Here is a 22,968-nt window from a genome sequence, read left to right as displayed (position 1 = left end):
AGTCCATTTATTAGGTTGAACTTTTCAATGCCTGTTTTTTGTTGGAAGTCAATCTTTATTTTTAGGTAAACTTAAATCAGAAATTTAGACGTATAACGAATTGAAAGAGTTAAAAAGAAAGGAGGAAGGTTAAATGTACGCGCGATTTACCCCACCTCAACGGGCAATAAAACTCCTCCCCCAAGACTCTGGGGAACAAAGAAGGTAGGTGGGAGATCAGCCGGCTGTAATGGTCCGATAAGTGCGACTAACTATCAGTGGGGGATGAAGGAAACCCCCATTGATGAAGGTCTTCTTTATTTTCCGAATAATTTCCCCATAAAGGACTTTTTATTCGTTGTTTCCTCGGTCGTAGCCGCAATTAGTTTTTGGGTTTCTAATTTTTCGGTAATAGTTCTCATTAAATCTTTATCTCGTTCATTTAACCACTCATTTATGATGTTTTGTTGTTGATCAAGTCTTTCCATTAAAGAAATAATCATTTCATTTTGTTTTTCTATTAATTTTTTCATTTCAAGGATTTCTGTTGAAATTACATTTTCTTCTTTAATAAGTTTGGGGGTTTTTGGAAGGGCTGTAATATTTACAATTTCTTTCTCTTTCCATTTTCCCATAACAATATTGGTGGCTTGTTCTACAGTTACATGAGGATTCTCTCTTAAATCCTTTAGATGCCGTATTTTCTCTATATCTTTGTCTACAAACAATCGGGCGTTATTCTTGGTTTTAAGGAATTCATATCCAGCCTTCTCTAAATGTTGTGCATATTTTCTAACTGTCGTCACGCCCATACCCAACATAGTCGCTAATTCAGCTGTAGAATAAGTCTTCTCTTTACATTCTACATTTTCATGCATAGAATCACCCCATAATAAATAATTCAACATGAAATGAATTAATCCTTTTAGAAGTGGGGGTGTATTGTGTGACAAATTTTGATAAAATCTTTATTTTTTCATTAAATATGATTTGATTTTGTAACTTAATGGCGGTTAATTATTCTCAATTAAGGATATTTTAATACATCCGGGATTATACCTCGGTGTATTTTTCTTAATAATTCTTGAATCCCAACTTTTGTAATTCTCTCATTAACCTTGCAACTGGTAAACCAACGATCGAAAAATAGTCACCATTTACCTTCTTGACTAAATAAGCACCTAGCCCCTGAATTCCGTAAGCACCTGCTTTATCCATTGGTTCACCTGTTTTAACATAATTCCATATTTCATTTTCTGTTAATGGCCAAAATTCAATGAGGGTTCTCTCATAAAAAGAAACAATTTGCTTGCCTTTTATAATCGTAACCCCTGTTAATACATCATGCTGTCTCCCAGATAATTGATGAAGCATTTGAAAAGCATTTTCTTCCGTCTTAGGTTTTCCAAGTACTTGATTATCTAAAAGCACCATTGTATCTGCACCGATTACATACGCCTCTGGATGACTTTTGGCAATAGAAGAGGCTTTCTGATAAGAAAGTGATTGAACTAAATCTTCGGCTGACAATGTTCGATCTATCGTTTCATCTACATTACTTACTACGACATCAAATGAAAGATTCATATTTTGTAGTAATTCTTTTCTTCTCGGAGACCCGGAAGCTAATATTAAACGTTGTTCCATTTTATCTTCCTTTCTTATTATCATCTTATCCTCATTTTCATTCTATACTAAAAGAGATTGTTCCAAAATAGTGAAGATTTAGTTAGTTATTGCAGAATATTCTAAATTAAATTAAGATATGTGTAGAGAGGGGATGAATGGATTGGAAAAATTGAAGGTCGGTAGAGCAAACTTAACTTGGTTAAACGGCGGTGTAACATTCTTAGATGGTGGTGCTATGTTTGGTGTAGTTCCTAAGGCATTGTGGAGTAGATTATATCCATATAATGATAAAAATCAAATCGAATTAAGAGCCGATCCCTTACTATTACAACTAGATGGAAAAAATATCTTAATTGAAACGGGATTAGGGAATGACAAATTTACAGAAAAGCAAATCCGAAACTTCGGTGTTTTAGAACAATCATCTGTCGAAAAGTCTTTGAAAGAATTAAATTTAAATGTGGATGATATTGATATCATTTTAATGACTCATTTGCATTATGATCATGCTTCAGGATTAACGAGAAAAATGGATGAAGATGAATACGAATCTATTTTTAAAAATGCAACGATTTACACATCTGCAATAGAATGGAATGAAATGAGAAATCCGAATATTAGATCTGTCAATACATATTGGGAAAGCAATTGGCAGCCTGTTGAAGAACAAGTAGAAACATTTGCAGATGAACTGGAAATTTTAGAAGGCTTACGGATGATCCATACAGGCGGTCATAGTGATGGACATGCTATTATAGTTTTTGAAGAAGGAGAAGAATCCTTTATTCACCTGGCCGATATAATGCCTACACACGCCCATCAAAATAAACTTTGGGCAATGGCTTACGATGATTACCCTGTAACATCCGTTCATGAAAAGGAAAACTGGATGGAGTATGGTTACAACAGAGGATCATGGTATACCTTTTACCATGATGCATATTATCGTGCAATTAAATTTAATCAAGAAGGTAAGAAAGTAGATGAAGTGAAGCGAGAGCGTTATGAATATTGATAATGAATAAGAAATTGGCAATTATATTGCCAATTTCTTATTCAGTTTTGTTAGCTGATATGATTCCACCTGTTTCAACATCCACGTAGAATTCGTATTGTATATTTTCTCCGTTAATATTTCTTGTTATACCACCACGGTAAGCTTGATACGGGAGACCATTCTTTTCAACAGATTCAGGTTTCATATAAATCCAAGAGCCATTAATTGGACCTGACTTCTTAAAAAGTTCTTTTGCGTTTTTTAATGCCGTTTCAGGACTTACTTTTTGACGTACTTGTACTTGTTGATTTGTAATATATCCGAAAGTAAAACCAATTGCTGCAGCTAAAAGAATATTTCTCTTTTTCATTACTAAACCTCCTAGTCTGTTCATTGTAGGTACACCTATAGAATATGTTTGCTTTCTATATAAATTAGTATACATTATCTATTTCTAAATGGAAATGAAGACTCTGAATGGAATAAATTAAACTATTTCCGTTATACTTAAAGAGGATGTTCAAAAAGTATGATACATATAAATGGAGGGGATGAAATGAATCAAGAAACACTTGATCTTTTTAAAAAATTAACAGAGCTTCCAGGTGCTTCTGGGAATGAGCATGCTGTTCGTGCTTTTATGAAAAAAGAATTAGAAAAATACTCCGACGAAATCATTCAAGATAATTTGGGCGGTTTGTTTGGGGTGAAACATGGTAACGGACCAAAAGTAATGGTTGCGGGTCATATGGATGAAGTTGGGTTCATGGTAACACAAATTACAGATAATGGAATGATTCGTTTTCAGCCACTTGGAGGTTGGTGGAATCAAGTTTTACTTGCACAACGAATGCAAGTCCTAACTAAAAATGGACCGGTAATAGGAGTAATTGGATCTATTCCTCCACATTTATTGTCTGAAGCACAACGTAAAAAGCCAATGGAAATTAAAAATATGTTATTGGATATTGGTGCTGATGATAAAGAGGATGTTAAAAAAATTGGGGTTAGACCTGGAGATACGATTGTGCCAGTAACGCCGTTTCAACCAATGGCTAACCAAAAAAAAATACTAGCGAAAGCTTGGGATAATCGCTATGGATGCGGTTTGTCAATTGAATTATTAAAAGAGTTACAACATGAGACTTTACCAAATGAATTATATTCTGGAGCAACTGTACAAGAGGAAGTTGGATTAAGAGGATCAAAAGTTGCATCAAACATGATAAAGCCTGATATTTCATACGTATTAGATGCTTCTCCAGCTAACGATGCTTCCGGGGATAAGACGGCCTTTGGCCAATTAGGAAAAGGTGTACTAGTAAGAATTTTTGATCGAACAATGATTACGAGTCAAGGTATGAGAGAATTTATTTTAGATACGGCGGAATCAAATGATATTCCATATCAATATTTTGTCTCACAAGGTGGTACAGATGCAGGCAGCATTCATCTTTCTCATGAAGGAGTTCCAACGGCGGTAGTAGGAATTTGCTCGCGTTATATCCATACATCTGCTTCGTTAATTCATATAGACGATTATGCTGCAGCGAAAGAATTACTTATTAAATTAGTAAAAGCAACAGATCAAAACACAGTTGATTTAGTTCGTGGGAAATAAAAAAGGTAACTGCTGTTTTAGTGGACAGCAGTTACTCTTACGTTAAGGTGGTTTAGAATTGAATATTATTGTAGGTTCCAAAAATCCAACAAAGACTAAAGCGGTAGAAGAAATATTTCCCGAAGCTAAACTGACCCCACTGAATGTTCCTTCTGATGTTTCAGCACAACCTTTTTCCGATGAAGAAACAAGAAAAGGTGCAATGAATCGTGCAAGGCATTGTCTGAATTCCTCCTCAAATGTGATCGGAATAGGTCTTGAAGGTGGAGTCATGTACGTAGGAAATGAGCTTTATTTATGTAATTGGGGCGTACTTATGACAGAAGACCAAACTTTCACTGCAAGTGGTGCTCGTATTTTTTTACCAAAGGAAATTGACCTAAAACTACAAGAAGGCATGGAATTAGGCGACATTATGGATGATTATTCGATGCGAAAAGAAGTGAGAAATAAGGAAGGTGCAATTGGAATTTTTACAAATGACTTAATATCGCGAAAAGAAATGTTTAGTCATATAATGAAACTATTACGTGGCCAGTGGGAATATTGGGAAGAACATAATAAGAACTAGAATGGCACACATTCTAGTTCTTATTATTATTCATAAATATATGCTATTACTTCTAAGGCTTGTTCTACCGTTTCAACTGTAACATTCGCTTTATTAGATAATTCTTTAAGAGGATGAATCAATGATGTAGGTCGAATAAGTATAGTAGGTTTATTCATGGCGATTGCAGTACTCGCATCCATTGCCGTATTCCATTGTTTATATTTTTCTCCAAATAAAGCAATCACAATATCGGCTTTTTGCATTAACACTTGTGTTCTGAAATTATTAACATCTGACGCCGCATCGTCTTTGTATAACGCACCAGGCTGTTCCCCTAAAATGGCTTCCCCGATGTCATCAGAACGGTCATGATTCGTTTGGGGAGAAACAAATGTAAGTGGTAGATTTTTTGCTTGTGCTATTTGCTTAACTTTATCTCTCCAGTTGTCATGAATTTGTCCAGCTAAATATACAGTTAGTTCCATGCCTTCTTCCTCCTTATTATTTATCATATTTTTAATATTATATGAATCTTTACATATTTTCCAAGAAACTGCACATCATTCGTTTATTATAAAACGAATGTTTGTTATTTGAAACATATGAGAATCAACGTTATAGTAATCAAAGAAGGAGTGGATAATGAATGAAACAGTTAGAATCTGTATCTGAATATAATGAACTTATTAAAGATAGTAATGTAATTATGATGTTTTCTGCTGATTGGTGTGGTGATTGCCGTTTTATAGAACCGGAATTACCTGAAATTGAGGAAGCTTTTCCTGAATATAATTTTATTAAAATAGATCGTGATCAATTCATTGAAATATGTCAAGAACATGATATTTTAGGAATTCCAAGTTTTCTTGCCTATCGAAATGGTAAAGAAGTGGGTAGATTTGTAAGTAAAGACCGTAAAACAAAAGAAGAGATTATGGACTTTATAAAAGGTTTGCCAGCTTAAAGACGGCTACTATGCTTGATAGAATTTCAACTAGAAGGAAGGGAGGGGCTTATTGTGAAAATGACGAGTTTACAAATGAAAAAGAAATTAGAAGAACGATTAAAGAACGAAAACTGGAGAACGTCTTTTGATCGCGATAAAAACACGTTTCGAATAGAATGGAAAGATACGAAACAAGGTATGACTATCTCATTACCCAATATGATTGGTAAGTATAATCAGAGGGGTGAAGAAGCAATTGATGAGCTGGAATCCCATATTAGAGAAGCTTTAAGAATTATGAACCAAACACCAGAACTTTCTGGGATGGAGAAAAATATTTTTCCAGTTATAAGATCTACGTCTTTTCCTACTGAGACAAAGAAGGGAAAGAAACTACTTACAAAGGATCATACTGCGGAAACAAGAATCTTCTACGCTCTTGATTTAGGTAAATCCTATCAACTTTTAGATGAGGAATTATTAAAAAAAGAGGGATGGAATAAAGCACATATTGATGAAGTTGCATCATTTAACGTCCGATCTCTATCTACAGAGCCTAAAAAAGATACAGTAGCGGATAATGATTTTTATTTTATAGCCACACAAGATGGATATGATGCAAGTCGAATTCTTAACGAAGCTTTTTTGGAAGAAATGCAAGCGAATGCTAAAGGTGAGGTTGCAGTGGCTGTCCCTCATCAAGATGTTCTAATTATTGCGGATGTTCAAAATAGCACCGGTTACGATATTTTAGCGCAAATGACTATGAAGTTTTTTGCAGAGGGAAGAATTCCGATTACATCCCTTCCATTTATTTATGAAAACAAAAAACTAGAACCTATTTTCATTCTTGCAAAAAATAGACCAGAGAAATAGTAAGAGAGGAAGTTTAAAATGGATGTGTTTTATAATCCCGATGGTATAGGTGACGTATTAATCATTCCAATTGAAGATGGAGATCGTTATGATATTAAATTTGAAAAGATAGCTGATATTACAAGGATTTTATCAAGTGCTGGTAAAGTAATTGGATATAATATTTTCAATGCCAAAAGTCATTTTCAATTAAATCAAACAGGAAAAATCAAATTGACAGAAGAATTACTAAGTCAAATTAAAAATTTATTTATGGAAAATGGAATAGAAGATGGTTTGGATTTTGATTTAAGTCCTAAGTTTGTTGTAGGTTACGTTATTAGCAAAGAACAGCATGAAAATGCCGATAAATTAAGTGTATGTCAGGTAGACGTCGGTGAAGCAGAGCCGCTTCAGATCGTATGTGGTGCACCAAACATTGACAAAGGGCAAAAAGTAGTAGTAGCTAAAGTAGGTGCTACGATGCCAAGCGGATTGAAAATTAAACCTACAGAATTGCGTGGTGTAGCATCAAATGGTATGATCTGTTCCCAAAAAGAATTAGGAATGCCAAATGCGCCGAAAGAAAAAGGAATATACGTACTTGATGATTCAACCCGTGTAGGTGAGGAATTTACATTTTAAAAGCAAAAGCAACCCAAATTTATAGTAATGGGGTTGCTTTTGCTTTTTGTTCTTGTCAAGAAAATTATAAAAATTGTATGGCTATGGATAACTTAGATATAGGAATAGCCACGTCCGGCTCCAGCGCCCAGCGACTAGCGAGACTTCCTTCACCTCCGTACGATAAAGAAGACTTGCCGATTGGTGAAACCAGAGGCTTAGTCGCACTTATACCCTTGTGGTGAAAGTCAACATCGGCTCGCTTACGCTCACCGTGTTTCCTTTATCTCCTACGGCTCAGTCCAGTCCGTACGTCGCTAAACGGGCGCTTGCGCCTTTGTTCGTTAACTAAAGTCCTTTTTACCCATCTACTCGTAATACTATTAGGTACATTTTTCCTTTTAATCAATGTAAAACATGCTACAATAGAAAAGACTATAAATGTTAAAGTTGCTTTATTTAACATAAAAAGTGGCTTTCTCTGATTACTATTCAATCTTTTAGGAGATTAAAATTAAACATCCAGGTTAAGTCAACAAGACAATTGATGGAAATAGAAATGAGTGAGTTTTATGTTTGAGAAATGGAAAAATAAAATAAAAGAAATGTTTATCGAAAGTGATGAACCTATAGAGAAACCGCATGAAACAAAATCAGGATATAACCAGGAATTTCAACAAGATTTAAAGGCGAGAGTTACGTATCGATATCCAAAGGAGAAACCTTTTCGTTTTCCTGTTATTCCCGATGAAAAAACGGAGAATACGAATGTAAAAAATTCGGAAGAGGAAAAAACTTATTTCAAACAAAACAGAAATGAAAGAAAGAACGATACGAATAAACATTATAGAACTGAACAAAATAGTCCCTTTCATACAGAGACAAATATTCACAGTAATCCACCTAAATCTAATAATAAAAAAATATATAAAAAGACTGATGAACCATTTAAAGTATCTGAGGTTCCGTCGCCAATATTTGGATTTCAAAAGAGAGAACGGAAGGAAGAAAAGACGGACGATATTCCACCATACATACAACAAGAAACCGACCAAAAAGAAAAGAAATATGAGCACGAAAGCATGTCAATGGAGGTTTATTCTGAGGAAGAGACGAATCAAGACGAGAATAATGTTGCAGATAATATATTAGATACATCTTCATTATTGGAGAAGAAGAACGACTCACAAGACAACGAAAGCAAAATAATAAATGAATCCTTAATAGAACTGGAGTTACAGGATACAGATAACTCCACAGAAATAGAGAATACTAGTAGCGATGGGGAAGAGGAGTATGTAGACAAACGTATAGAGGACGTTGAGAAAGAAAAAGATAATGTACAAGAACCAAATGTACAAGAAAACGAGTATAAAGAAGAAGTTGCTGTAACAGTTGAAGAAAAAGCGGAAGATGTAGATAAACAAGCGGAATCAACAGATACAAGTGAAGCATCCGAGGTTAATCCTACAAAGGTAAAAGAAAATGAAAAGTCCACGGTCATCCCGTTTAATGTAATTATGACCCCGAGCGACAAACGAAATTTGCATAGAAGGAAAATGGAAGAGCTGAAAAGTAATTTTAAGGAGGAAAAACCAAAAGAAACTAGTATAAATAATCATTCAGTTCAACCAAACGAAAAAGCGAAACCAGTTAAAACAACCCCAATTAATCATTCAAATGGGGAAAAAGAAATCTTTATACCAAATCATTTACTTAATGACAGGGTTGAAAGAAGTGATTCGGATGATGTTTGGGTGGAAGAACAACAACGGTTACTAGAGGAAACCTTAAAACATTTCAATGTAAGAGCGAAGGTAGTAAAGGCTACACAGGGACCATCTGTTACCCGATTTGAAGTTCACCCAGAACTTGGGGTGAAAGTAAGTAAAATCAAAAATTTAAGTGATGATTTGAAATTAAATATGGCGGCAAGGGATATTAGAATTGAAGCGCCAATTCCAGGGAAAAATACAGTTGGGATTGAAATTCCTAATCAAAAATCGCAAATGGTTGGACTTCAGGAAATTTTTGAAACGGAAGCTTTTAAAGATAGCAAATCACCGCTAACCGTAGCATTAGGTTTAAGTATAGAAGGGGAACCCAAAATTACGGATATTCAAAAAATGCCACATGGATTAATTGCAGGTGCAACGGGGTCAGGTAAAAGTGTTTGCATAAACACAATGCTTGTGAGTCTTTTATATAAAGCAAGTCATGAAGATGTAAAAATATTGTTAATCGATCCGAAAATGGTGGAACTTGCACCATATAATGGGATTCCTCATTTAGTGACGCCGGTGATCACAGATGTGAAAGCCGCAACACAAAGTTTAAAATGGGCAGTAACGGAAATGGAAGATCGTTATGAACGGTTTGTCCATGAAGGTGTAAGGAATATAGAGGCTTATAATAAAAAAATTAGACAGCAAAATAGAATAGATGAAAAAATGCCTTTTATTGTTATTGTGATTGATGAATTAGCTGATTTAATGATGACGTCCCCACAGGATGTAGAAGATTCAATAAGCCGAATAGCACAAAAAGCAAGAGCTTGTGGAATTCATCTCATTTTAGCAACACAAAGGCCTTCCGTTGATGTTATAACCGGGTTAATTAAAGCGAATATCCCTACCCGAATTGCATTCAGTGTATCTTCCCAGGTAGACTCACGTACTATTATTGATGTAAGTGGGGCAGAAAAATTACTTGGAAGAGGAGATATGTTATTTGTAGAAAACGGAGCCGGTAAAAGTGTACGTCTTCAAGGCCCATTTGTATCTGATGAAGAAATAGAAAGAATTACAAACTATGCAAGAAGTATTGCAGAACCAAATTACTTATTTGAACCAGAAGATTTATTAGAACAAGTTCATATGGATGAGGAAGAAGATGAACTACTACATGAAGTAATTGATTTTGTATTAAGTCAAAATAGCGCAAGTACTTCTATGATTCAACGTCGTTTTAAAATAGGTTATAACCGTGCTGCAAGACTTATGGACACATTAGAGTACAAGGGAATCATTTCCGGGCAAAATGGCAGCAAACCTAGAGAAGTATTAATTAGACAAAAACAGGAAGATATGTAAAATTTATGTTAATATTATTGAAAAAGTCACATCATTAGGGTAAATGCAATAAGTAGCCTTTATTCATGATTTTCTGAAGGAGTAGCAGACATGAAAGAAATTACATTAAAACTAAATGGTGAAATTAAAAGATTAACGAATAAAACATTTAAATTTGATGAACGTATTAAAGAGGGATGGTTTTCGGCAGTTTATTTTTTAAAAACGAAAAAGATTGTAGAAGAAAAAATCCCGGATAATCACGTTACGATGCAATTTTTTCAAAAGGAAAATGCGGTGTTATGCGGAACGGATGAAGCAATAGCTTTAGTTCATACATTCGCTGATAACCCACAGGATATAGAAATCCACTCATTAAAAGATGGAGATAAGATTGAACCTTTTGAAACAGTTCTAACTATTTCCGGCAGATATCAGGATTTTGGGTATTTGGAAGGAATCATTGATGGGATTCTAGCAAGAAGAACATCAGTAGCTACAAATGTATACAATGTGGTAAAAGCCGCGAAGTCCTCCGGTAAACAAAAACCTGTTATCTTTATGGGAGATAGAGATGACCACTATACAACCCAGGCTGGGGATGGATATGCAGCGTACATTGGAGGTTCTACTGCTCAAGCAACCCAAGCGATGAATGAGTGGTGGGGGAAAGAAGGAATGGGAACGATGCCCCATGCATTGATTCAAATGTTCCGTGGGGATGTTGTAGCAGCGACGAAAGCTTATCATGAAATTTATCCAAATGACGAAATAGCAGCTTTAGTTGATTATAACAATGATGTTATTACAGATTCACTAAGAGTGGCTAGAGAATTTGGAGATAAATTAGCTTCTGTTCGATTAGATACTTCACGAACACTAGTTGATAAATATTTTCTAAGAAATCATCATTTAATGGGTTCATTTGACCCAAGAGGTGTTAACCCGGAACTTATCTTCGCTTTAAGGAAAGCGTTAGACGATGAAGGATATAACCACGTGAAAATTATGGTTTCTGGTGGATTTAATGAAAAGCGTATTTTGGAATTTGAATCAAAAAACGTACCAGTAGATATGTATGGAGTAGGAAGAAGTCTTCTAAACCTTAATATAGGATTTACAGGGGATAATGTTTTATTGAACGGTGAACCTGAAGCAAAACAGGGAAGAAGATATCGTCCTAATCCACGTCTAGAAAGAGTAGAATATTTAAACTTTAATGAATAACTTATATTACTTTTAAATCTAACCCATTTTTTGATATAATAAATCAGTATTGTGTATTTTATGAATACATGTTAGGGGTAAAATGATAGCAAAGAAGTATTTCAACGTAGAAAAAAACACATTCACTTAAGGATGAGTGAGTGCCAAAAAAGTTTTTGGTATTTGATGAACAATGGAGGTTCGTTCTATGACAACTTACCATTTTATTGGTATAAAGGGAACAGGAATGAGTGCACTAGCACAAATACTTCATGATTCAGGAGAAAATGTGCAAGGCTCTGATGTGGAGAAACGATTCTTTACGCAGGTTGCTTTGGAGGAGAAAAACATTCCTATTCTTCCCTTTTCAGAAAAAAATATTAAAGAAGAACATACAATTATTGCAGGAAATGCATTTTCAGATGAACATGTGGAAATTAAGGAAGCCAAAAGATTAGGATGTACATTTTATCGTTATCATGAGTTTCTGGGAGAATGGTTAAAACAATATACAAGTATTGCAATCACTGGAGCCCATGGTAAAACGTCAACAACTGGTTTAATGGCCCACGTGTTAGATCAAACATTTCCAATTTCATATTTAATTGGGGATGGAACCGGTAAGGGACATGTTGATAGTGAATATTTTGTTTTTGAAGCATGTGAGTATCGACGCCATTTTTTAAACTATGAACCAGACTATGCAATAATGACAAATATTGATTTTGATCACCCTGATTATTTCACTAGTATTAATGATGTATTTAATGCTTTTCAATCAATGGCGGATCAAGTGAAAAAAGGAATTATTGCTTGCGGGGATGATGAACAACTACAACAGATTCAAGCTAAAGTACCAGTTGTATACTATGGATTTGGTGATACAAATGACTTTCAAGCACAAAATGTTCATGAATCAGAAGAAGGAACGACCTTTGATGTCTTTGTGAGGAATACTTACTATGATACATTTACAACACCACTATTCGGAAATCATAGTGTATTAAATGCATTAGCGGTTATTGCGATGTGTCATTATGAAGATATAAAGGTAGAGGATATTAAGAGAATTTCTTCATTCCAAGGAGTTAAAAGACGCTTTACCGAAAAGAAACTAGGAACTCAAGTTCTAATAGATGATTATGCACATCATCCTAAAGAAATAACTGCAACAATTGATTCAGCAAAAAAGAAATATCCTAATAAAAAAATTATTGCTATTTTTCAACCTCATACATTTACTAGAACAAAAACATTTTTACAAGAATTTGCTGACAGTTTAAGTGATGCAGATAAAGTTTATTTATGTGATATTTTTGGTTCTGCTAGAGAAGATTCAGGAAAATTGACTGTTGAAGATTTACAGAAGTTAATTGATGATAGTGAAATATTGGAACTTGATCATACGGAAGTATTAGCCGAATATAAGGATAGTGTGCTTATCTTTATGGGGGCAGGAGATATTCAGAAATTCGAAGAAGCATATGAAAGTGTGAACAATGCAATACAACATTAAATGAATAATCATTAAAAGATAATAAGTCTGATTGTTTTCAGGCTTTTTTCTTTTTATAAACAAAAGTGGAATCGCCCTTACAGGCTAAAAACGCGACGTACGGAGTGAGTCGATATTGACTTTCACCACAAGGGTATAAGTGCGACTAGACCTCTGGATTCACCAATTGGCAAGACTTCTTTATCATGTTTTTTAGGTGAGGGCAGTCTCGCTAGTTGTTGGGCATTGGAGCTGGACGTAACCTTCCCTAAGAAAGAATTTGATAAGCTTAATTATATATTTTCTTACCTTACAAAAAAGGTTTTTATTTGTTTAATGTCGAATTAATTATTAGAAAGTTATATACTAAAGCTAGGTCTGTTTTTAAATTTATTTAAAAACAGGTTTAGGTATTGATAAATAGGGAAATTATTAAAAATGAACCATTGTCATGCCTTTACATAAGTTATTATACATAAGGAGATGAAAGAGATATGGAGTTTTTACTATACATATCTGCGTTTATTGCGGCTTTAGCGTTTGTTATTCTAGTTATTTATGTAGTGATTGCAATAAAGGCAACAAAAGAGACGTTAAAAGATGTTTCCATTACAATTCAAGGTATTGAAAAACAAATGCAAGGTGTTACAACAGAAACAACTGAGTTATTATCTAAAACGAATAAATTAGCTGAAGATATGAATGAAAAAACTGGGAAGTTGGATACTTTATTTGATGGCGCTAAAGGAATTGGGGATTCCATGAAAGATTTTAGTCAATCTCTAAATGAGATATCAAATAGTATTTCTGTGGCTTCCAAGATTGACCAAGAAAAAGCTGCTCAAGCTGTAAAATGGGGGGCAGCTATAGTAGATTTTGTAAATGGAAGAAGGAACAAAAATAAGTAGGAGGTAATAATATGAGTGAAAACAACATTAACATGAAGGATTTTGTAATCGGAACATTTGTTGGTACGATAGTTGGAGCTTCTATTGCATTGGTTTTTGCACCTAAATCAGGTAAAGAACTTAGAGGTGATATTAATGAAGGTGCTCAACAAGTGAAAAACCGTGCTGGGGATTGGAAAGAAATTGCACAGGAAAAGAGTAGTGACTGGAAAGATAAAGCTTTTACAACAAGCGTTGAGTTTAAAAAACGTGCAATGGATACTACTTCTAACATTACCAAAAATGTTTCTCAAAAAACACAGGATCTAACTAAAAAAACACAAGATTTAACTAAATCAATATCTACTAAGTTCAATAATGAAGACAAAACGTTAGTTGAAGCAGCAGATTCTGAAAAGTAAAGAAAATTATTTCCTAAACTACAGTCCATTATGGGTTGTAGTTTTTTCTTTCGTGTCTAGCTCCAGCGCTAAAGCCGTAGCGACACTTCCTTCACCTCCTGGCATGGCCAGGCGCAGTCCATACGTCGCTAAACGGGCGCTTCCGCTTTTCTTTTTATTTAAGGAATGATGAAAAAAATTACATTAATCGTAAAACTAAATGGTGACAAATGTAAGAATGTTAGCTATAATTGTCACTAATTATAAATTAATTATAAATGTTATTATTTTTCTGGGGGCGCATAAAATGACGAATCAATTTGAGCAATTAAGAAATCAATTAGACGAAGTAAATTTGGAAATACTAGAATTAATCAACAAACGCGCATCACTTGTTCAAGAAATTGGACAAATAAAAACAAAGCAAAGTATTAGAAAAGAGTTTGATCCTGTTAGAGAACGTGAAATGTTAGACCTTATTACCGCAAAGAATACAGGACCATTTGAAAACTCAACCATTGTTCATATATTTAAAGAAATTTTTAAGGCTGGACTAGAATTGCAAGAGGAAGATCATCAAAAAGCGCTTCTTGTATCCCGTAAGAGACAGCCTGAAAACACAGTTATTGATATTAAAGGTGTGAAAATTGGGAACGGTAATATTAACCATGTGTTTGGTCCATGTGCAGTAGAAAGTTATGATCAAGTAGCACAGGTTGCTGAATCTATTAAAGGTAAAGGACTTAAATTATTGCGTGGGGGCGCATTTAAGCCAAGAACATCACCATATGATTTCCAAGGTCTAGGATTAGAAGGCTTACAAATCTTAAAACGTATTGCAGATGAATATGATCTAGTTACGATTAGTGAAATTGTTACACCAACAGATTTAGAAAAGGCTGTTGAATATATTGATGTTATCCAGATCGGTGCAAGAAATATGCAAAACTTCGAATTGTTAAAAGCTGCAGGTCAAATTGATAAACCAGTTTTATTAAAACGTGGTCTTTCTGCTACAATTTCTGAATATATTAATGCTGCTGAATACATTGTTTCTAGTGGTAATGGAAATGTTATTCTATGTGAACGCGGTATTAGAACTTATGAAAAAGCAACAAGAAATACATTAGATATTTCCGCGGTTCCAATTCTAAAACAAGAAACACACTTACCTGTAATGGTAGACGTTACACATTCAACTGGTCGCCGTGATTTATTACTTCCGACGGCAAGAGCAGCCCTTGCTATTGGAGCAGATGGAATTATGGCAGAGGTCCATCCAGATCCTGCTGTAGCACTTTCTGATTCAGCACAACAAATGGACATCCCAACATTCGATCGTTTCTATGAAGAACTAACAGATTTAGAGAATCGTTTAAAATAGGTATGTTTAGAAAAGACTAATCAATATTGATTAGTCTTTCTTTATCGTAAGACTATAATTAATGAATTAACTATAAAAGACGGTTATTTTTGTTTTTTTTATCATGTTAGAGTATGATATAAACAAAAGACTGGATTTATAATATAGGAGGTAAACACAGTAATGACTGTAACAATTTATGATGTAGCAAGAGAAGCAAATGTGTCTATGGCTACGGTTTCGAGAGTAGTGAATGGAAATCCAAATGTAAAGCCAACAACACGTAAAAAAGTTTTAGCGACAATAGAACGTTTAGGTTATCGACCAAACGCGGTAGCTAGAGGATTAGCTAGTAAAAAGACAACCACTGTAGGTGCAATCATTCCAGATATATCCAGTATTTTCTTTTCAGAATTAGCTCGTGGTATAGAAGATATTGCAACTATGTATAAATATAATGTTATTTTAAGTAATTCAGATCAAAATAAAGATAAAGAGTTAGCGTTAATTAATACAATGTTGGAAAAACAAGTAGATGGAATATTGTTTATGGGTGGAACCATTACTGAAGAACACTTGCAACAATTTAATACTTCGAATGTTCCAATCGTGTTAGCAGCAACTTATGATGACACAAAGGAATTAGCATCTGTAAATATTAATTATGAAGAAGCTGCTTATGAAGCAACAAAGCATTTTGTTGATAAAGGAAAGAAAAATCCGGCATATGTTGGTGGCGGAGAAGATACAAGTATTAATGAACATAAATTTGCCGGCTATAAGCGTGCATTAGCTGAGGCAAATGTTCCGATTAAGGAAGAATTCATTGTACAAGGTGATTATTCTTATGAGTCCGGGCTTGAAGCTGCCAAGCAATTAGCGGCTTTAGATGAAAAACCAGAGGCTATTTTTGTCGCTTCAGATGAAATGGCATTAGGTGTTATCCATGGTGTTCAAGATATGGGGTATAATGTTCCGAATGATGTAGAAATTTTTGGTTTTGATAATACTCGACTTGCAACCATGGTTCGTCCGACGCTTTCAACAGTTGTACAACCTATGTATGACATCGGTGCAGTTGCAATGCGCTTATTGACAAAATTTATGAATAAAGAAGAAGTTGCTGAAAAAAATGTCATATTGCCTCATAGAATTGAGTTAAGAAATTCAACTTTATAAAAATGATGCCGATAAAAGATATAGATGGATGTAAATTACATTCATCTATATCTTTTAAATGGTTGGGGAGATTTAGAAAATGAGTAAAAAAGATATATTAACTCCTATCGGCATTACATTTGGTTTTATCGTTATTATGCTAGCGATTCTTTCAAGTGGCGGTACAGAAGGTGCTGTATCATTTATTGATGTATCTAGTATTCTGATTGTAATTGGTGGCCTAATAGCCTCTATGTTAATCGCTTTTAAAATGGAACAACTCAAACTAATTTTCAAGTTATTTAAGGCGACTTCCCTTCAAAATAGTAAGCAGTTACCTGAGTTAATTGCGCTTTTTTCTCGATTAGCTGAAAGGGCGCGGAGAGAAGGTATTTTAGCTTTAGAAAATGATTTGGATGGTATTGATGATCCATTTATACGTAAAGGTTTATTACTTGTTGTAGATGGCGTTGAACCTGAAGTAATCAATGATATTCTAGAAGCAGAAATTATGGCAATGGAAGAAAGACACGCGAAAAGTAGGTCTTTGTTTGAAAAGGCAGCTGAATACGCACCTTCATGGGGAATGATAGGTACGTTGATTGGACTCGTTTTGATGTTAAATCAATTATCTGATCCGTCTACATTAGGACCTAGTATGGCTGTGGCACTATTAACGACATTATATGGAACTGTGTTAGCTAATCTTGTGTTTACGCCTATGGCAAATAAGTTAGAGGGGAAAACAGAAGAAGAGGCTTTTTATAAGCAAATAATCATTGAGGGAATTATTGGTGTACAATCCGGACAGAATCCACGTATCCTTGAGGAGAAACTAAATGCATTTCTTTCCAATGAAGATCAAGAAAAGCAAAAAGAAATCCAGACTTCTAATATCATAGGAGAAAGCATTAATGAAGCGTAGGAGAAAGAGGAAGTCCATTAAAGAAACTGGTGCACCAAAATGGATGGTTACCTATTCTGATATGGTAACCTTAATTTTAGTTTTCTTCATACTATTATTTGCTATGTCAAACCTTGACGATGAACGCTTTGAGGCGGTTCAAGAATCATTCCAAAACAGAATGATTTTTGATTTTTATCCTTCTATAGTTCCTTCCAATCAACCTGCTGAACAATCCAAAAATGAAAAAGGGGATAACTTAGAAGGAAAGTTGAATAGTGACTTGGATGAAAGTGATTTAAGTGATCAAACACCTAAGACGGAAGAAGGGAACTCTCTAGATAATCTAGTTAGTGAAGTAGAATCTTTTCTTGATAATAATAATTTAAATGGTGCTATTACGGCTAAGCGATCAGATGAAGGTGTTGTATTAGTCTTGCAGGAGAATATCTTATTTGACACTGGAGAGGCAACCGTATTAAATTCGGCTAAACCATTTTTAGATAAGATAGGTCTTCTCTTAAAAGATGTTCCAAACCAAGTGCGTGTAGAAGGGCATACTGATTCTAGGCCGATAACAAACTATAGGTATCCATCGAATTGGGAATTATCGGCAGCTCGCGCCGGTAGTGTTATTCGCTATTTAACTAATGGATTTGAATTGGATGAAAAAAGATTCTCATCAGTTGGTTATGCAGATACTAGACCTATAGCACCAAACGATTCTGAAAAACACTGGGGTAAAAATCGGAGAGTAGAAATTGTAATTATGGAATAAAAAGAGCAGTTGCTGAATATGCACCTGCTCTTTTTATTCCTCTTTATCCGACCTATACGGGCAGTAGATTCCCACCTTAAGCTTCTGGGGAACAAAGAAAGTAGGTGGGAGATCGGATGGAAGTCTACTTTATTAAGAACTGTAGATAGTTGTTATCATTTCTTTTGTGGTTTAAACGTGTATTTTAGTAATTGATTTAGTAGTTTACTATTTTTATCGTTAATTTCTGGTTTTCTAGGAATGTAAGGAAATGCTTCTTCATTTGTGTCATGCCAATGATTCGGAATATTTACAGGCGATTCCTTTTTCCACTTTTCAATCCATGTGCGTGGGAGAGGGCCGGTGCTAATTGTACCCATTTTCATGACATTCCAAATTTGAGCCCATGCTCTTGGAACAACTCGCCAAATGTCGTAGCCTCCTCCCCCAAGGGCAATCCATTTCCCGTTACAGTACTCGTGGGCTAATTCATGGGAAATCTCAGGAATACGTTCATATATTTTCATAGAAGTGCAAAGATGGGTTAGGGGGTCATATGTATGTGCATCTGCTCCGTTTTGTGTAATAATAATGTCAGGTTTAAAGAACTCCGCAATTCTTCTAATAGCCCCCTCATAAACTTCCAAAAAGGATTCGTCTTGTGTAAAAGCATCGATAGGGAGATTAAATGAATAACCAAATCCTTGTTTTATTCCCCGTTCGTTTACTTCACCTGTACCCGGAAATAAATACCTACCTGTTTCGTGGATTGAAAATGTACATACATTAGGGTCATCATAAAATGCACTTTGAACTCCATCACCATGATGGGCATCCGTGTCAACATACAATACCCTTAAATTATAATTTTTTCTTATATATCTAATAGCAATAGCCGCATCATTATAAATACAAAATCCAGAAGCTTTCCGCTTAAATCCGTGATGTAGTCCACCGCCTATATTCAACGAATGATTAACACGTTCATTTATAACTTCATCTACAGCTGTTAATGAACCTCCGACGAGCAGGGCGGATGCTTCATGCATACCATCAAAAATGGGAGTGTCTTCCGTACCAAGACCGAATTCACGTTTCTCGTCATCAGTTAATTGGTTAAAACTTGCTCTTTTAACTGCTTCTATATAATCTTCATCATGAAATAATGCTATTTCTTTATCTGACGCTTTACGAGGTAAAAGTAAGTCCTCAGAAGTTAATGCATTCGATTGTTCCAATAATTCTTTCGTTAATTGAATTCGTTTTTGATTGAAAGGGTGATTTTCATGAAAATGGTATTCTAAAAATTGATCAGAAAATATAAAAGCTGCGTTCCTTTTCATACTTTTGGCTCCGGAATATTATTAGGCCACATTAATTTGTAGCCAGCATTTCGTAAGTCTTGAATGAATGGAAGCGGATTCATTGTTTGGATTCGAAAAACAAGTATTTTATAATTTGGATCATCTTTAAATGGGTAGACCAATACGGATGCAATATTCACTTTGCGTTTTCCAAAAATAGCTGCAACCTCAGGAATAATCCCTGGGACGTCGGGAACTTTTACCTCAATTACGGAGCTTTGTACCGTTATCCCTGTTAACTGAATTAACGTATATAACATATCCTTTTCCGTCACAATACCGACCAGTTTATTTTTATTCACAACTGGTAAACAAGCAATTTCCTTATCATAAAACACACGTGCAATTTCTTCTACAAAATCAAGCGGATGGATTGTAATAACAGGTGTAGTCATAATCATTTTTATTTCATTCTCTAATTCATTTTGTTCTATGCTATCATTCTTTAACAAGACTGAAGGGCTTGCATCCCTTACATCACGGTCAGAAACAATACCAATTACTTCATTGTTATCATTGACAATAGGTATATGGCGAATACGATGATCTTGTAATAATTGTAGGGCGTTAGCAATTGTTGCATTTTGGGGTAGAGTAATCACCTCAGTTTTCATGATTTCCTGTACTAACATTTATAAACCCTCCCTCATAGAACGATCCTTATTTCTTGATAGGAATCGTAATTCATCAAATTTCTTTACAGATTCTTCCGGAACATTTTTCCCGATACGGACCATCAAACAATTTGCGGGATGAGAAATAATTTCCGGGTCATCTGTTGGAGCGGGGAGTAATCCACCGGCTGCCATCATTTTTTCCATTAATTTTCGATAATTCCAGATGCTTAATTTGGTTCCTTCTAAATCCCAATGCCAATAATATTCTGTAGAAATTATAATATAATTTTCCATAAATTCATCACGCATGGAAATTTCAAGAAGGTTAGAAGCGACTTTTTCACCACGAAATTCTGGGATGATTTCTATTGCCCCTAATTCAATCAAATCCTGCATGTTAAATTCAGACCATCTTTCAAGTGGATCAGGATGCACATAAGTGACATATCCAATAATAGTATCAAGTGTACGAGCTACTATTATTCTGCCTTCCGGAAAGTCAGCGATTTTTTGAAGCGCCTCAAATTGTTTATGTGCTGGCCTAAATGCAGTTAATTTCTCATGAAAGTGATATTGCTGTAATTCATTCGAGGAGAGTGGACCCTCAATCACAATGGGTTCTGATGAGGTCTCTCGTTGCATCTTGTAATGGGTCTTGATGTGTTCCATGTTTTCACCACCTAATTTCAGGTCATCCGTATTAACTATAGTATACAAGATAATTCGAAAAAGTTTTAGTCTTTTGTAACATTTTCATGAATGAGTTTTTCTAATGGTAGGGGCGGAGCTAATAAGTTCCGTCTCTATTAGAAAAAAGAAGATACCCGACAACGAGTACCTTCTTTAATATTAAGCACTTTCTGAGCTGTGCCTATGTTATTCTTGTTTCTCTTTTTTCTTTTCTTCTTTCTTTTTTTGTTCCTTCTCTTCTTTTGCCTTTTTCGACTCGGATTCATCAGCTGATTTAGGGTCTTTGCCAATTACAATTTCATTAGATGGACTAGACTCTAAGCCAAAATAATCAACTGCTTTTACTTGATAAGTCGCATTGTCATCTTCAACTGAGAACTCAGTATTTGAAGTGTTTCCTACAAGTTTATAATTTCCATCGGAGTTCGATTTGCGATAAATCCGGTATCCGACTATATCACTTGAGTCTGGTTTATTCCATTTAAGCTTATTATCCTTATAGTTTACTGACGTCGGCGCTAAAGGAGCTTTGCCATCATTTTCAATTTTATAGGATGCTAACCTAGTTTTAGGAGCACCAATTTGTTGCCATTTATCTGTATCGGTTCGGGGAATGAGTTGGCTAACATTGTTAATCCCTTTGCGTTCCAGCCATTCAGGATTAAACATGAGCCCATTTCCTAAAGTGAATTCCTTAGGTGTATCTGACCCAGCTGCAACAGCTTTTCCAGCTATAACAATTTGTGAACCTGCTATTAAACTATCATCTACCTTAGTAGGTACATATTTCGAATTATAGATGTCTGATTTTACTAACCCGGCTTTTTGGCATAAATCAGATGCCAAGTCACCTGAGATACTACAGTAACTTCTAGAGACAATACCATCCGGCTGTTTAAATCTTTCGGAAGGTGCTACAAGTTCCGGATTAATATCAGAAGCTGCATTAATTAATTGTGCCCATAAATTTTGCGTACGTTGACTGTAACTTAGTGAAGAAGAACTGTCGTAAATAGAATCAGGGATCTCATAACCAAGCCATGTTCCGAATGTTACGTTCGGGTTAGTAGCAATGAACCATGCATCATCATAATTTTGTGAAGTACCTGTTTTTCCTGCCCAGTCAACACCACCATATTTTAACCTTGATTTTACATAAGCACCCGTACCACTATTTATGACATCTCGCATCATATCAATTGTAAGATATGTTGTTTGTGGTGAAAAAACATCAACAGGTTTTGTTTCGTGCTCATATACAACATCACCATCAGCTGTTGTAATCTTATCTATCATATAACCATCTGCAAATTTTCCATTATTGCCAAAGGTTGCATAAGCATTAATGTTTTCTTCAACAGATATACCATTCTCAGATGCTCCAAGAGCAAAAGATAGATTTTGATGGTCAGCTTCTACTAGAGAAGTAACACCCATTTTTTCCAAATAGCTAGCAGGGTCTTGTGAAATTATTTTCTCATAGGTAATAACTGCAGGTATATTATAAGAGCTAGCTAATGCTTTTCTTACTGTTACCGTACCGTAATTTCCACCACCATAGTTTTTAGGACTCCATGATCCCCAGCTTCTAGGTTCATCGACGATAGTCGTACTAGGTTGAACTTTACCTAATTCCATTGCTGGTGCGTAAACGGCTAAAGGTTTAGCTGTACTACCTATTTGTCTTTTAGCTGTTGCATAGTTTGTTTGATTTTCCTCACTATAATTACGATTACCTAAAAAGCTAATAATTCTTCCTGTTTTATTATCAATTAAGGTTGTACAATAAATGACGTTGGTGGGAAAAACTCACCTACGTCATTTTTGTGTTTATAAATAGAAAACAAGTGA

At 35.0% G+C, this 22,968-nt stretch carries 23 protein-coding genes; 15 read left to right on the top strand and 8 right to left on the bottom strand.

Going from position 1 to position 22,968, the window contains the following annotated elements; genetic code table 11:
- Nucleotides 1–296 precede the first annotated feature (296 nt).
- Nucleotides 297–857, bottom strand: coding sequence for a MerR family transcriptional regulator (locus tag KM885_RS16185; protein WP_047186794.1), 561 nt, complete (start codon nt 855–857; stop codon nt 297–299).
- Nucleotides 858–1,053: 196 nt separating this feature from the next.
- Nucleotides 1,054–1,650, bottom strand: a complete 597-nt coding sequence (locus tag KM885_RS16180; protein ID WP_225344044.1) for a Maf family protein — start codon at nt 1,648–1,650, stop codon at nt 1,054–1,056.
- A 118-nt stretch (nt 1,651–1,768) separates the two neighbouring features.
- On the opposite strand from KM885_RS16180, the gene KM885_RS16175 reads away from it, so the two are divergent.
- Nucleotides 1,769–2,623, top strand: coding sequence for a YtnP family quorum-quenching lactonase (locus tag KM885_RS16175; protein WP_047186793.1), 855 nt, complete (start codon nt 1,769–1,771; stop codon nt 2,621–2,623).
- A gap of 37 nt (nt 2,624–2,660) precedes the next feature.
- Here the strand turns inward: KM885_RS16175 and KM885_RS16170 are convergent, their stop codons facing one another.
- A complete protein-coding gene (locus KM885_RS16170) occupies nt 2,661–2,975 on the bottom strand; it encodes a PepSY domain-containing protein (RefSeq protein ID WP_047186792.1) in 315 nt (104 codons plus the stop codon).
- A gap of 186 nt (nt 2,976–3,161) precedes the next feature.
- Between KM885_RS16170 and KM885_RS16165 the strand changes: the two genes are divergently transcribed.
- The gene (locus tag KM885_RS16165; protein WP_047186791.1) at nt 3,162–4,226 is read left to right on the top strand and encodes a M42 family metallopeptidase; all 1,065 of its coding nucleotides are present in this window, start codon (nt 3,162–3,164) and stop codon (nt 4,224–4,226) included.
- A 58-nt stretch (nt 4,227–4,284) separates the two neighbouring features.
- On the top strand, nt 4,285–4,797 hold the full coding sequence (locus KM885_RS16160; protein WP_060667998.1) for a DUF84 family protein: 513 nt from the start codon (nt 4,285–4,287) through the stop codon (nt 4,795–4,797).
- Between the two features lie 26 nt (nt 4,798–4,823).
- On the opposite strand, the gene KM885_RS16155 is transcribed toward KM885_RS16160, so the two are convergent.
- Nucleotides 4,824–5,264 (bottom strand): YtoQ family protein, encoded by a 441-nt coding sequence (locus KM885_RS16155; RefSeq protein ID WP_060667997.1) that lies wholly within the window; start codon nt 5,262–5,264, stop codon nt 4,824–4,826.
- A gap of 161 nt (nt 5,265–5,425) precedes the next feature.
- Here KM885_RS16155 and KM885_RS16150 point away from each other — a divergent pair, with 161 nt between their 5' ends.
- The 12 genes from KM885_RS16150 to motS all read left to right on the top strand — a co-directional run bounded on the left by KM885_RS16150 (nt 5,426) and on the right by motS (nt 18,467).
- Nucleotides 5,426–5,743 carry a thioredoxin family protein gene (locus KM885_RS16150; RefSeq protein WP_047186788.1) on the top strand — a complete coding sequence of 106 codons (318 nt, stop codon included), beginning with the start codon at nt 5,426–5,428 and terminating at the stop codon, nt 5,741–5,743.
- A gap of 60 nt (nt 5,744–5,803) precedes the next feature.
- Nucleotides 5,804–6,601 (top strand): DUF1444 domain-containing protein, encoded by a 798-nt coding sequence (locus tag KM885_RS16145; RefSeq protein WP_083452508.1) that lies wholly within the window; start codon nt 5,804–5,806, stop codon nt 6,599–6,601.
- Nucleotides 6,602–6,619: 18 nt separating this feature from the next.
- Complete coding sequence (gene ytpR, locus KM885_RS16140; protein ID WP_047186786.1) at nt 6,620–7,225, top strand: YtpR family tRNA-binding protein; 606 nt, start codon at nt 6,620–6,622, stop codon at nt 7,223–7,225.
- A gap of 551 nt (nt 7,226–7,776) precedes the next feature.
- On the top strand, nt 7,777–10,296 hold the full coding sequence (locus tag KM885_RS16135) for a DNA translocase FtsK (RefSeq protein ID WP_060667996.1): 2,520 nt from the start codon (nt 7,777–7,779) through the stop codon (nt 10,294–10,296).
- 90 nt (nt 10,297–10,386) lie between these two features.
- Nucleotides 10,387–11,502, top strand: coding sequence for a nicotinate phosphoribosyltransferase (locus tag KM885_RS16130; protein WP_047186785.1), 1,116 nt, complete (start codon nt 10,387–10,389; stop codon nt 11,500–11,502).
- Nucleotides 11,503–11,689: 187 nt separating this feature from the next.
- Complete coding sequence (gene murC / locus KM885_RS16125) at nt 11,690–12,997, top strand: UDP-N-acetylmuramate--L-alanine ligase (protein ID WP_060667995.1); 1,308 nt, start codon at nt 11,690–11,692, stop codon at nt 12,995–12,997.
- Between the two features lie 473 nt (nt 12,998–13,470).
- Nucleotides 13,471–13,884 carry a DUF948 domain-containing protein gene (locus KM885_RS16120; protein ID WP_047186783.1) on the top strand — a complete coding sequence of 138 codons (414 nt, stop codon included), beginning with the start codon at nt 13,471–13,473 and terminating at the stop codon, nt 13,882–13,884.
- Between the two features lie 11 nt (nt 13,885–13,895).
- Complete coding sequence (locus tag KM885_RS16115; protein WP_047186782.1) at nt 13,896–14,285, top strand: YtxH domain-containing protein; 390 nt, start codon at nt 13,896–13,898, stop codon at nt 14,283–14,285.
- A gap of 286 nt (nt 14,286–14,571) precedes the next feature.
- Entirely contained in the window at nt 14,572–15,648 is a 1,077-nt protein-coding gene (locus KM885_RS16110; RefSeq protein WP_047186781.1) for a bifunctional 3-deoxy-7-phosphoheptulonate synthase/chorismate mutase, read from the top strand.
- A 162-nt stretch (nt 15,649–15,810) separates the two neighbouring features.
- The gene (gene ccpA / locus KM885_RS16105; protein ID WP_047186780.1) at nt 15,811–16,806 is read left to right on the top strand and encodes a catabolite control protein A; all 996 of its coding nucleotides are present in this window, start codon (nt 15,811–15,813) and stop codon (nt 16,804–16,806) included.
- A 79-nt stretch (nt 16,807–16,885) separates the two neighbouring features.
- Entirely contained in the window at nt 16,886–17,710 is an 825-nt protein-coding gene (motP, locus tag KM885_RS16100; RefSeq protein WP_047186779.1) for a flagellar motor protein MotP, read from the top strand.
- Nucleotides 17,700–18,467, top strand: coding sequence for a flagellar motor protein MotS (gene motS, locus KM885_RS16095; RefSeq protein WP_047186778.1), 768 nt, complete (start codon nt 17,700–17,702; stop codon nt 18,465–18,467). The genes motP and motS overlap by 11 nt, the downstream gene beginning before the upstream one ends.
- Nucleotides 18,468–18,622: 155 nt before the next feature.
- Here the strand turns inward: motS and KM885_RS16090 are convergent, their stop codons facing one another.
- The 4 genes from KM885_RS16090 to KM885_RS16075 all read right to left on the bottom strand — a co-directional run bounded on the left by KM885_RS16090 (nt 18,623) and on the right by KM885_RS16075 (nt 22,890).
- Complete coding sequence (locus tag KM885_RS16090) at nt 18,623–19,789, bottom strand: acetoin utilization protein AcuC (RefSeq protein ID WP_047186777.1); 1,167 nt, start codon at nt 19,787–19,789, stop codon at nt 18,623–18,625.
- On the bottom strand, nt 19,786–20,442 hold the full coding sequence (locus KM885_RS16085) for an acetoin utilization AcuB family protein (protein WP_047186776.1): 657 nt from the start codon (nt 20,440–20,442) through the stop codon (nt 19,786–19,788). Before KM885_RS16085 ends, KM885_RS16090 begins: the two co-directional genes overlap by 4 nt.
- On the bottom strand, nt 20,443–21,096 hold the full coding sequence (locus tag KM885_RS16080) for a GNAT family N-acetyltransferase (protein ID WP_047186775.1): 654 nt from the start codon (nt 21,094–21,096) through the stop codon (nt 20,443–20,445).
- A 207-nt stretch (nt 21,097–21,303) separates the two neighbouring features.
- Complete coding sequence (locus tag KM885_RS16075; protein WP_338113693.1) at nt 21,304–22,890, bottom strand: transglycosylase domain-containing protein; 1,587 nt, start codon at nt 22,888–22,890, stop codon at nt 21,304–21,306.
- Nucleotides 22,891–22,968 lie beyond the last annotated feature (78 nt).

It is taken from the genome of Oceanobacillus caeni, assembly GCF_019037185.1.
Classification (GTDB): Bacteria; Bacillota; Bacilli; order Bacillales; family Amphibacillaceae; genus Oceanobacillus; species Oceanobacillus caeni.
This window is presented reverse-complemented; position numbering and strand designations above follow the sequence as displayed.